At 36.8% G+C, this 12,301-nt stretch carries 12 protein-coding genes; 4 read left to right on the top strand and 8 right to left on the bottom strand.

The features are described 5' to 3' along the window. Nucleotides 1–50 precede the first annotated feature (50 nt). Nucleotides 51–617: an elongation factor P gene (gene efp, locus RHO11_08565; GenBank protein WVD60548.1), complete on the bottom strand. Its 567-nt coding sequence runs from the start codon at nt 615–617 to the stop codon at nt 51–53. A gap of 29 nt (nt 618–646) precedes the next feature. On the opposite strand from efp, the gene epmB reads away from it, so the two are divergent. Then, nucleotides 647–1,666, top strand: a complete 1,020-nt coding sequence (gene epmB / locus RHO11_08560; GenBank protein ID WVD60547.1) for an EF-P beta-lysylation protein EpmB — start codon at nt 647–649, stop codon at nt 1,664–1,666. 165 nt (nt 1,667–1,831) lie between these two features. Here the strand turns inward: epmB and trpA are convergent, their stop codons facing one another. From trpA to RHO11_08535, 5 genes are read right to left on the bottom strand one after another with little or no spacing between them, the layout of a single operon-like run. Next, the gene (gene trpA / locus RHO11_08555) at nt 1,832–2,656 is read right to left on the bottom strand and encodes a tryptophan synthase subunit alpha (GenBank protein ID WVD60546.1); all 825 of its coding nucleotides are present in this window, start codon (nt 2,654–2,656) and stop codon (nt 1,832–1,834) included. Further along, complete coding sequence (trpB, locus tag RHO11_08550; protein ID WVD60545.1) at nt 2,653–3,846, bottom strand: tryptophan synthase subunit beta; 1,194 nt, start codon at nt 3,844–3,846, stop codon at nt 2,653–2,655. The genes trpA and trpB overlap by 4 nt, the downstream gene beginning before the upstream one ends. A 13-nt stretch (nt 3,847–3,859) precedes the next feature. Next, entirely contained in the window at nt 3,860–5,266 is a 1,407-nt protein-coding gene (trpCF, locus tag RHO11_08545; protein ID WVD60544.1) for a bifunctional indole-3-glycerol-phosphate synthase TrpC/phosphoribosylanthranilate isomerase TrpF, read from the bottom strand. 2 nt (nt 5,267–5,268) lie between these two features. Further along, nucleotides 5,269–6,909 (bottom strand): bifunctional anthranilate synthase glutamate amidotransferase component TrpG/anthranilate phosphoribosyltransferase TrpD, encoded by a 1,641-nt coding sequence (trpD, locus tag RHO11_08540; GenBank protein ID WVD60543.1) that lies wholly within the window; start codon nt 6,907–6,909, stop codon nt 5,269–5,271. Continuing rightward, complete coding sequence (locus tag RHO11_08535; GenBank protein ID WVD60542.1) at nt 6,909–8,465, bottom strand: anthranilate synthase component 1; 1,557 nt, start codon at nt 8,463–8,465, stop codon at nt 6,909–6,911. Before RHO11_08535 ends, trpD begins: the two co-directional genes overlap by 1 nt. Nucleotides 8,466–8,928: 463 nt before the next feature. On the opposite strand from RHO11_08535, the gene RHO11_08530 reads away from it, so the two are divergent. After that, nucleotides 8,929–9,519: a biotin transporter BioY gene (locus tag RHO11_08530; GenBank protein WVD60541.1), complete on the top strand. Its 591-nt coding sequence runs from the start codon at nt 8,929–8,931 to the stop codon at nt 9,517–9,519. After that, nucleotides 9,500–10,081, top strand: a complete 582-nt coding sequence (locus tag RHO11_08525; protein ID WVD60540.1) for a YiiX/YebB-like N1pC/P60 family cysteine hydrolase — start codon at nt 9,500–9,502, stop codon at nt 10,079–10,081. Before RHO11_08530 ends, RHO11_08525 begins: the two co-directional genes overlap by 20 nt. Before the next feature lie 12 nt (nt 10,082–10,093). On the opposite strand, the gene RHO11_08520 is transcribed toward RHO11_08525, so the two are convergent. Both RHO11_08520 and RHO11_08515 read right to left on the bottom strand, forming a co-directional pair. Next, entirely contained in the window at nt 10,094–10,852 is a 759-nt protein-coding gene (locus RHO11_08520; GenBank protein ID WVD60539.1) for a glycosyltransferase family 2 protein, read from the bottom strand. Beyond that, nucleotides 10,845–11,669 carry a glycosyltransferase family 2 protein gene (locus RHO11_08515; protein ID WVD60538.1) on the bottom strand — a complete coding sequence of 275 codons (825 nt, stop codon included), beginning with the start codon at nt 11,667–11,669 and terminating at the stop codon, nt 10,845–10,847. Before RHO11_08515 ends, RHO11_08520 begins: the two co-directional genes overlap by 8 nt. A gap of 151 nt (nt 11,670–11,820) precedes the next feature. Between RHO11_08515 and coaD the strand changes: the two genes are divergently transcribed. Beyond that, entirely contained in the window at nt 11,821–12,297 is a 477-nt protein-coding gene (gene coaD / locus RHO11_08510) for a pantetheine-phosphate adenylyltransferase (GenBank protein WVD60537.1), read from the top strand. Nucleotides 12,298–12,301 lie beyond the last annotated feature (4 nt).

Raw genomic sequence — 12,301 nt, 5'->3', positions numbered from 1 at the left:
CAACTTTATGGGGTCACTTCATTATAGCGGTTTTTTTATATCGAACACAATTATTTTACTCGAGATACATATTCACCAGATCGGGTATCAACTTTTAATACTTCACCGATTTGAATAAATAATGGTACGCGAACAACAGCACCTGTTGATAAAGTCGCTGGTTTGCCGCCAGTTCCTGCTGTGTCACCTTTTAAACCAGGATCTGTTTCAATAACTTCCAATTCAACAAAGTTAGGTGGAGTTACTGCAATCGGTTGACCATTCCACAAGGTTAAGATACATTCAGCTTGTTCAACTAACCATTTAGCATTATCTCCAACGGCTTTTGCATCTGCAGATAATTGTTCAAATGTTTCGTTGTTCATAAAATGCCAGAATTCGCCATCTGTGTATAAATAAGTTAAATTCATATCAACTACATCAGCAGACTCAACGCTTTCACCTGATTTAAAGGTTTTATCGACAGTTTTACCTGATAATAGTTTTTTGATTTTTACACGGTTAATTGCTTGACCTTTACCGGGCTTATAAAACTCATTCTCAATAATGACACACGGTTCATTATCTTGCATTATTTTAAGACCCGCTTTAAACTCACTAGTACTATAAGATGCCATACAAGCTCCAAAATTCTGAATACATAAAAATGAGCCACATTATACAGCAAAATTACGTACAGCCAAATAAAGAAGCATGGATTTATGATCTTGCTAATGTTGTTACCGACCTTAAGGTGCTTTTATCTCTCTTATCTATTGAGTTTAGCGAGCCTTCTCCTGCTATTTTAGCCGCTAAAAAACAATTTCCACTACGTGTTCCACGTAGCTTTATTAGCAGGATGGAACAAGGTAATCCGCAAGATCCCTTATTGCGACAAATACTATGTGATGCTCAGGAGATGGATATTGTTGATGGCTATAGTTCAGATCCGTTAGCTGAACAAAATAATTCCATACCCAGTTTATTACACAAATATCACAATCGAGCTCTATTAATTACCAAAACAAACTGTGCAATTAACTGCCGTTACTGCTTTAGACGGCACTTTCCTTATTCAGATAATCAAGGCAACAAAGCCAATTTAAGTCAAGCGTTGGACTATATTGCTAAGCACGATGAGCTTAATGAAATTATATTATCGGGTGGTGATCCCTTGATGGCAAAAGATCATGAACTGAATTGGTTGATAGAAGCGTTAGAAAAAATCCCTCATATTGAACGATTGCGTATTCATACTCGTTTAGCTGTGGTCATTCCCAATAGAATTACCGATACATTATGCCAATTGCTTGCAAACAGTCGGTTGGATGTTGTGTTAGTCACACATATTAATCATCCTAATGAGATCGATCAATCTGTTGTTGATGCTATGCAGAAGCTAAAGCAGCATCAAGTCACTTTACTTAATCAAAGCGTATTATTAAAAACCATTAATGATGATGCCAAAACACTCGCTCAGTTGAGTAATAAGCTGTTTAAAGCGGGGGTTTTACCTTACTATTTACACGTTTTGGATAAAGTGCAAGGTGCAGCTCATTTTTTTGTTGATGATAAAATAGCACAATCTTTAATGCGAGAGCTTGCCAGTCAAGTATCCGGCTATTTAGTACCTAAATTAGCGCGAGAAATCGGTGGTGAAAAAAATAAACGGCTATTACCTTACTGATTTTATTTAACCTTTGTAACCGATATGAATCTTTCGTCAAATTTTTGTTGTAAGCTATCATTATAGTGTAAAAAATAGTATTGATTTTTTGACAAAAAATCGGGACATTAGTGAGTCCCTGATTTTTAGTTAACATTGTTATTAATTAATTTAATGAATAATCCTTTATCGTTTTGTAGCAGCTTTCATTGTTTTAACAAAGGTACTTAATTTTTGTAGCATTAATGTTGGATTATCTTGATTTTCAGCAATAATTTTGACTGTTTCTGAACCTGCAATCGCACCTGCTGCTCCAGCTTTTATGGTTTCACTTACTTGCTCAGGGGTTGAAATACCAAAACCTTGAATTGCTGGCGGAGCATTAAATTGTTTGAGTTTATCAAGTAGATGGGTTAACGGTTTATTTGCCTTATTTTCAGTACCAGTAACTCCTGCACGCGAAACAAGATAAGTATAGCCTTGACCATGTTGTGCGATACCTTTAATCACTTCATCATCAGCATTAGGCGGGCAAATAAAGATTGGTGCGATGCCGTATTTTAATGCTGCAGTTTTAAACGGTGTAGACTCTGATAACGGTACATCGGCAACCAATACTGAATCGACTCCCGCTTGCGCACAACGTTCATAGAAACGTTCAATACCGCCTTTAAATACTAAATTGGCATAAATAAGTAAACCAATCGGTATCGTTGGATGTTTTTGACGGATTTGGGTTAGAATTTCAAAGCATTTGGCAACATTAATACCATTAGCAAAGGCACGTAGATTAGCATCTTGAATCGTTGGACCATCAGCTAAGGGATCGGAAAAAGGAATTCCGAGTTCTAAAGCATCAGCGCCTGCGTTAACTAATGTATCAATGATCTGTAGTGATAGCTCAGGAGTCGGATCGCCAACGGCTACAAAAGGGACAAAGGCGCCACGATTCTCTTTAGTAAGCTGAGCAAAAAGAGACTGGTAACGGTTTGGATTGACTAATTGGCTCATTCTATTTCTCCTCGTGCTTTTAAAATATCATAAACAGTAAAGATATCTTTATCTCCACGACCTGATAAGTTGACGATTAATAACTGTTCTTTGGTTGGGTTTTGTTTAATGAGTTTTAAGGCATAAGCTAATGCATGCGATGATTCGAGCGCTGGAATAATCCCTTCATGTAAGGATAACGCTTTAAAAGCTTCTAATGCTTCATCATCGGTGATTGAGACATATTCAGCTCTGCCAATACTATCTAAATAAGCATGTTGTGGACCAACTGATGGAAAATCTAGACCTGCTGAAATTGAGTAAGACTCTTCAATCTGTCCTTCTTCTGTCTGCATCATCGGTGATTTCATTCCAAAATAGATACCTAATTTACCGTGTTTGAGTGATGCGCCATGGTGGCCTGATTCAATACCATGACCACCGGGTTCGACACCGATCAGTTTGACAGCTTTATCTTCGATAAAGTTAGCAAACATACCAATCGCATTTGAACCACCACCAACACAAGCAATAACAGCATCGGGTAGGCGACCTTCCCGTTCTAAAATTTGTGATTTAGCTTCAAGACTTATCATCTGTTGGAATTCCCGTACGATTGTTGGGAAAGGGTGTGGACCGGCCGCGGTACCTAGCATATAGTGTGCTTTTTCATAACTGCCAGACCAGTCGCGCAGTGCTTCATTGCAAGCATCCTTTAATGTTGCTGAGCCAGAAGTAACCGGAATTACGGTTGCGCCCATTAAACGCATACGAAATACATTTGGTGCTTGTCGCTCAACATCTTTTGCTCCCATATAGATACGACATTTTAGCCCCAATAGTGCGCAGGCTAAAGCTGAAGCAACACCATGCTGACCTGCTCCTGTTTCTGCAATAATTTCAGTTTTTCCCATTCGTTTGGCGAGTAAAGCTTGGCCAAGTACTTGATTTGTTTTATGAGCTCCACCATGTACTAAGTCTTCGCGTTTTAAGTACAGTTTGGTTTTACTACCCGCGGTTAAATTACGGCATAGGGTTAATGCTGTCGGGCGTCCGGCATAATTTTTTAACAGATCATGAAACTCTTTTTGAAAAGCAGGATCATCTTTGGCTGATAGAAAAGCGGTTTCTAGTTCATCGAGTACAGGAATTAGAATTTGTGGTACATATTGTCCACCAAATTCACCAAAATAGGGATCTAATTTAGACATAATGCTGTTCCTTTTAATTATTCAAATAGGGATAATTTCGTAATACGTTAAAAATTTTGGTTATTTTTTGCTGGTCTTTGATACCCGGTGATATTTCGACACCTGAATTGATGTCGATACCAATGACACCCGTTTGTATCGCTTGTTGAGCATTTTCTGGATTAATACCACCAGCTAAAATAACCTTATCAAGTAATCTATTTTGTAATAGCTGCCAATTAAAGGTTTTACCACTACCACCCTGACCATTATCTAAGATATAACGGTTAATTAATGGATTATTGAGTTGCGGTATAGATTCTCCAATACTTATAGCCTGCCAAATTTGGCAAGAATTTGGTAACTGAGTTCTTAATTCAGTAAGATAGTGTTCATCTTCATTGCCATGTAGTTGTACTGCAAATAGATGGAGTGATTTAACCGTATTGACTACTGCATCGATCGGTTTATTACGAAATACGCCGACCCAGTTAAGTTTACTCGATAAAATCAAATCTTCGGCTTTAGCTGGACAAATATAACGAGGAGATTCTGGTACAAAGATCAATCCGCCATATACTGCACCAGCATGATAAGCGGCTACCGCATCTTGTACTGATGTTAATCCACAGATTTTATTTTCACCTAGCATCACTTTACGAATAGCCAGTTCTAAGTCATTTTCTGACATTAGCGCACTACCAATTAAGAAACCTTGAGCATATTGGCTCAACTCTAATACTTGTTGATGTGAATAGATCCCCGACTCACTGATAATAATACGGTCTTTAGGGATCATCGGCGCAAGGTGTTTTACACGATTGAGGTCAACAGTTAGATCACGCAAATTACGATTGTTAATACCAATCACTTTAGCATTTAAATTAATTGCACGTTCGACTTCATGGTCAGTACTTGCTTCAGTTAAAATACCCATCCCTAAACGATGTGCAATTTCACTTAAGTATTGATATTCTTCATCATTTAATACCGATAACATGAGTAAAATAGCATCAGCCTGATAATATCTTGCTAAGTAGATTTGATACTCATCAATAATAAAATCTTTGCATAAAATAGGTTGATGGGTCTGCTGTTTTACAATTGGTAAAAAATCAAAGCTTCCTTGGAAATATTTTTCATCAGTGAGTACTGATATTGCATCGGCATAATTGTTATAGATACTCGCAATTTTCTTAGGGTCAAAATCATCACGAATCATCCCTTTGGATGGTGACGCTTTTTTACATTCCAAAATAAATACACTATGTGGCTTAACTAGTGCTTGATAAAAATCACGATCACTCTGCTTAAGCGTGTCAATAAAAGATGATAAGGGTTGTTGTATTTTGCGCTTATCAATCCAGATTGCTTTATCTGCAACAATTTTTTTTAGCACAGTTGCCATTTGTACATCATTACGTAAGGATTCTATTGCCATGATTAGCCTCGCTGTGCTAATGCTAATAATAATTGATAAGGTCTACCAGTATGCATCATATCAATTGCTTGTTGAGCATTTGCTTGTAAATTATTGTGATCAAAGAGTTTCATTAACATTGCTACATTTGCAGCAATCGCAGCTTCATGAGCTTCTTTGCCATGACCTTGCAGAATATTAGTTAATATATCTCGATTTTGTTCGGGTGTACCGCCTTCAATATCTTTTAAGGTATAAGTTGCTAAACCAAAATCTGCAGGAGTAACTTGGTAATACTCGATTTTGCCGTTATTAACTTCTGCCACATACGTTGTACCATGGACAGCAACCTCATCCATCCCTGCACCATGTACCACGATAGCATGTGTATACCCTAACATACATAATGTTTCGGCGATGGGTTTTAATAAATCTTGATGATAAACACCTAATAAAATACGTTTTGGTTTAGCTGGGTTAATCAGTGGTCCTAAAATATTGAAGATTGTGCGGGTTTTTAGCTGCTGGCGTACCGGGGCAGCATGACGAAATCCCGAATGATATTGTTGAGCAAATAAGAAACAGACACCAAGCTCATCCAAAGCTTGTCTAGCAATATCTGCCGACATATTCAATTTGATACCCAGTGCTGCCAGTACATCTGAAGATCCTGATTTACTAGAGACACCTCGATTACCATGTTTAGCAACTTTAAATCCCATGGCTGCAGCGACAAATGCACTGGCTGTTGATATATTAATGCTATTAGTACCATCACCACCAGTACCAACGATATCAGTAAAATCATAATCTGGTGATACAAATTTATCAGCATTAGCTAATAAGGCTGTCGCTGCACCAGCAATTTCTTGTGGTTTTTCCCCACGTACTTTCATACTAATAATCGCTGTTGCAATACTTGTTGGTTCTAATTTACCTTGGATTATTTGTTTAAATAACTCGGTGCTTTCTGCTTGATCAATAGATTGACCTTGGTAAAGTTTATTGAGAATTGGCTGAATATTACGATCAGTTTTCTCTGACACACTATCTGTTATTTTCATTGATTCATTTGCAACATGTGCTGGGGATAATGCCCATTCAATCGTTTGGTTGAGCAGTTTAACTCCTTGAATTGTTAGAATTGATTCAGGATGAAATTGAAAACCACACACGCGATCACGCTCATGGCGCACTGCCATGACAATATTATTAAAATAGGCGTTAATTGTTAACGTACTGGGAATATTTTCGGCCTTTAAGGAGTGATATCGAGCAACCGGTAAAGGATTTGGTAAATTGGTAAACATCTCTTTATTATCATGTTCAATTAATGATGCTTTACCATGTAAAATATCACCAGCAGGTACTATCGTGCCACCATAAGATTCAACAATTGCTTGATGACCTAAACAGATACCAATAATTGGTAACTTACTTTTCAATTTTTGGAGGAGTTCAGGCATACAACCAGCTTGACTTGGTGCTCCAGGTCCTGGTGATAAAAAGAGAATAGGTTTTGTCATCATTGCTAATTTTTCAATAATCAGCTCTGCGGGTAGGGTATTGCGGTAAATTGTTACCTCATGGCCGCTATAGCGTAGCTGATCGACTAAATTGTAGGTGAAGGAGTCAATATTGTCTAAAAATAGGATATTTGCCATTAGAATGTTCCTTCTACGTTGTGTGCTTTAGCAATCGCTCGAATAACGGCTCTGGCTTTATTACGAGTTTCATCTGACTCTGATTGTGGATTTGAGTCTAATACTACACCACCGCCCGCTTGTACGGTGGCGATACCATTCTCGACATAAGCACTACGAATCACAATACAGGTATCTAAGTCACCATTAGCTGTCAGGTAACCGATTGCACCACCATAACTCCCTCGTTTAGTTTTTTCTGATTCAGAAATTAGCTGCATTGCCCTAACTTTTGGCGCACCTGTTAATGTTCCCATATTCATAGTAGCTTGATAAGCATGGAGTGTATCCAAGTCGGTACGCAATTGACCAATAACTCGAGAAACTAAATGCATAACGAAAGAGTAGCGGTCGACTTTTAATAGCTCTTTAGTGTAACGAGTTCCTGGCTTACAAATTCTAGCTAAGTCATTACGAGCAAGATCAACTAGCATTAAATGTTCTGCGAGTTCTTTTTTATCTGTTCGCATCTCTAGCTCAAGTCGACTATCAAGATCGTGATCAATCTCTCCATTAACTGATAAACCTCGAGGGCGCGTACCTGCAATAGGATAAATTTCTACTTGGTTGGTCGCTTTCGTGTATTTAAGAGCGCTCTCTGGTGATGCTCCAAAAATCGTAAAATCCTGATCTTGCATATAAAACATATAGGGACTTGGATTGCTTTGTTTTAATGTATGGTAAGCAGCTAAAGGTTGGGGGCAAGGTAATCTAAATCGTCTTGAAGGAACTGCCTGAAAAATTTCGCCTTGTTGGATCGCATCTTGCATCTTTTTAACTATGGTATTGAAATCATTATCACTTAAGTTACAGCTAATTTCGAAGTTCGATAATGATTGATATTCTATTGGTTTAATTGGTTGGTTAAGTTGGTTATAAATCTCATGTAAACGCTGTTTTAAACGCTGTTCTTCATTTTCATTTGCACTAAATAGGCTTGCTTTAAGCTCAGTAGTTTGATTTTTATGATTGATCTCTAATAGTGTTTCAGCCAGGTAGAAACAGTAATCATGACAACGCTGTTCTGATGGTAATTTAGGTAAATTTTCAAAACTCGCAACTAAATCATAACCAAATAGTCCACCTAAAAAGAGTGCATCCTTACTTGCATTATGGGGAATTGAAACAACTTTCAGGATACTGCGTAATGCATCAAAAATAGACTCTGATTTTAATCGTGAGTCTTCATCTTGAAGCTCATTAATAATAGGAAAATCAAGTTCTAATCTAGTCTCTGTGATGAAATTTTTTTTTACATTATCCGAAAATGAATTATTTAAAAAAGGCAATAAACTCGCACCATTTTGGCTGAGTGCTACAATTGTGACATGGGTATCTAGTGCAGTAATTCGTAGTGCACTATCAACAATCATCACACTTTTAATACCTTGTTTATTATCGATTTCAGCTGATTCTAATAGAAGTGTTGCCGAGCGTCCTGCACAGATATGGTTAAAAATTTTAGTTGGATCATTATAATAACCCACTAACTGTTTGAACTGTTTTAATTTAGGCATTTCATTTATTCCTACTGACTTTATATAAATGACATAAAAAAACCCGTCTTGACGGGTTTTGTGGATTTTATTGATATAGCAAAAAAACACATTACCCTATGAGAGTTATGTGCCACCAAGAAAATAGAACGGTCATTTGTTTTTTCATGAATTTGCTATCCTAGTTAGTGGTTATCAAATAATACTTTGTACTATTAAACTAGTTCATTAATACTTTGTCAAGTAGATTTGATGATCTTATTTTTATCTTATATTGAATAGTTATCGTACTATTCTGATTGCAAAGCGTGTTTTACATAGTGAAAGTTAGCAAAAACTAACGAGATTTAGCTAAGAATTAAAAAAATCAATTAGTTATCAGTATATTAATATTTATGTAAACAATTTATTTAAAAAATAGTTTACATAAATATTAAAGTGAGGCATGATAAAAACGCGTTTAACATTTATGAGTTAATTTATTATGAAACAACCAATAGCATCCTATTATCCTGCCTTTGTGATGACATTATTCAATTTGACATCATGGCAACGGAAATTAATTGCAACATCAACTGCAACCGCAATTTTAGCGCTAGCTGCAAATATTAGTATTCCTGCTTATCCAGTGCCATTTACGCTACAATCCCTTGTGGTTCTGTTAATCGGTGCTTTTCTTGGCCGGCGCCTTGGTGGATTAGCATTGTTACAATATTTATGTGTTGGTGCGATGGGATTACCTGTTTTTGCTAATGGAAGTAGCGGAATTGTTGCTTTAATGTCACCTTCTGCCGGATACTTATATGGCTATGTAGCGAGTGCATACTTAGCTGGGTTCGCGGCTGAAAAGGGATATGATCGTAAATTTTTAACGGGTCTTGTGGCTTTTGCTATAGCACATCAAGTTATTTTTCTATTTGGTGTAACATATTTGATGGCTTATTTCCAAATCGATATAGTTGCTGCGATGAAGATAGGCTATATCCCGTTCGTGGGTCTCGATCTGACTAAGTTTATTTTGGCAGCTTTGATTATGTGTTTATTGTGGCGATCTCGTGGTAAGACTCAGCGTTAGTCATAGTCCTGTTGGTGCGATTATTTTCCAATCTCTCCGGGATGAAACACCTTTTGGCATTGCTGTTAATGAGTGTAGTATCATTCCCCAACAGGAATTAATAGTTAGTCATATTAATCATGTCGGGCTGTATATTGGTGACAATAAAGTGATTGAAGCCACACGGCTAGATGGAGTTATTGAGCGCAAATTCAGTGATTTTTTATTAGATGCTAATTATAGTATTGCAGCAACGATCAACGACGTAGCCTTAATCCGCCACGCAATTAAACGAGCCCAACTCTATTTAGGACAACCTTATAATCATAGTTTTTATCCTGATGGTTGTGGCTTTTATTGTAGTGAATTGATTGTATATGCTTATCAATGGGAAAATGGTAATAACTATTTTGAGCAATATCCGATGAATTTTTGTGACGGGAATAGCTCACATATATTACCTTATTGGAAGGAATACTATCAGCGGCTAGGCTTAGAGATCCCACAGGGTTTGCTTGGATCTCACCCCCAACAGTTATTGAGGCAGACTAACTTGTTTGATAGCATGACATTGCTGACTTGATGATGTTATTAATTACAGTTTGCCATTTGATTTATATAAGTAATAAAGTTTAACGTACTTATTCATTGTATAGAAATAGTGGTTAACTGATAAAATCCAGCCCATTTTGCCATCTAAAAAACCACCTTGGATAAAGTATACTTTAATAAAGGCCCAGAATGGTCTTAAAACAATATCTTTTAAGAAACTACATTTTTTATGATTTTTTTTATATTTTTCCGCAGATAACGTCGTGTATTTATTAAATTTATTAAAATACTGCTCCCAGTTATCATACGTATAGTGATAAAGATAACCGGTCAGTTTTTTGTGAGGATAAGGGGTTATAATTTGTTGATGAACATAACCTTCCACATACGTCCCTTCTTTTGGCATTAGTCGGCAAACGAAATCGGGTCTGAGAATACCATGTGTGGCTTTATTAAAATGAAATTTATTTTGTCGCTGTATCCAATAAGCATTTTTTTCATTTTTTTCAATGGATTGGATTATTTGCGTAGCAAGCTCAGGGGAGACTCGTTCGTCTGCATCAATTAAAAAAATCCACTCTTTTGTTGCTTGATTAATGGCGAAAGTTTGTTGTCCTCCCCAATCGCCATTCAGCGAGCGTTGAATCACTTTTGCGCCTAATTCAGTCGCAATTTGAACCGTATCATCTGTACTATAATCATCAATGACGATAACTTCTGTCGAAAATTGACAGCTCTTAATACAGTCAGCAATATTATGTTGTTCATTTCGTGCAACAATAATAACCGATAACTCAATCATGTTTTACCTCTGCATCAGCTAGATGCTGTGTTATGCCATTTTGACAATAATGCTCTTTATTTTTTATTGCTAGCTCTAGTCGTTTATCGTTATCTTCTAAATTTTTACGAGTATTTTCATTATGATATAGATGATAAGCGATACCACCAAAGCGTAAATCTTGTCTTTTGACACCATTATTAAGTAGTCTTACAACAAATTCACTATCTTCCCGTCCCCAACCAACAAAGTCATCATTAAAGCCATTAATTGCAATAATGTCAGTTCGCCAAGCAGCAAAATTACAACTACGAATTGATTGATAAGATTTTTTAGATAGTAGGGGGCTTAGAATTACTGATAAAAGCGGGCAACAAATTGCGTTAAGTTTATTCTTCACTGCAGATGAAAATAGAGAAATAGGATATTGGTTATTTTTAAAGAGGGTTTCTGTTAATGAGGGCGTTAGAATAACGCGTCGACCCTGGGTAAAATAATTCGTTTTTGCAATACGTTTATGATCACGGATAAAATGTCGATGTAATACCATATCTCCATCAATCATCACGATATAATTACTTTGACTTTTCGCGATTGCGAGATTACGTGAACGGGCTGCGCGAAAACCATTGTCTTTTTGCCAACTATGGATTAAAGGAATAGGAAAAGTTGCTTGATAACGCTGAATTAATTCACGTGTTTCTTCTCCTGAGCCATCATCAGCAATAATTACTTCATTTGGTAGATGTGATTGTTTTTTTATAGATAATAGGACCAGTTCCAGTGCACTGGGCCAATTATAAGTGGTAACAATTAAAGAAACCGATTTAGGCTGCATAATTTAATCCAATTCATTTTAATGCGAGAGACCTAGCAATATCATTTAGATTCGTATAAATAAGCTGTTTTGGGCTAACAATTCTAACTAATTTTAGGTATGATATCACTCTTTATGTTTTATATCATACACAGGTTTGCCGATGAAAAAAATGCTGACAGCAATTTTCCCTGGTACGTTTGATCCTATTACCAATGGTCACGTTGATCTTATTACAAGAGCATCGTTGTTATTTCCTCGTCTCATTGTTGCCGTTGCCGAAAGTCCAGCAAAAAAAACGCTATTCCCTTTATCTGAACGGGTTGATTTGGCTTCAACAGCATTAGAGCATCTCCTCAATGTGGAAGTGATTGGTTACACTAATTTGATGGCCAACTTTGCTAAAGAGCATAACGCCACTGTATTGATAAGAGGAGTTCGGACCACTCATGACTTCGAGTATGAAAGACAACTTGCTGAGATAAATCGTAATTTGAAAGCTGATTTAGATACTATTTTTCTAATGCCTTCACTCGCAACAGGTTTTATTTCATCAACGATTGTTAAGGATGTGGCACTGCATGAGGGGGATATTTCCACATTGGTGCCAACTCATGTTAAAATTGCGCTCTTGAAGCATCTTTTTTAGTATT

The sequence above is a fragment of the Orbaceae bacterium BiB genome, assembly GCA_036251205.1.
GTDB lineage: Bacteria > Pseudomonadota > Gammaproteobacteria > Enterobacterales > Orbaceae > Orbus > Orbus mooreae.
This window is presented reverse-complemented; position numbering and strand designations above follow the sequence as displayed.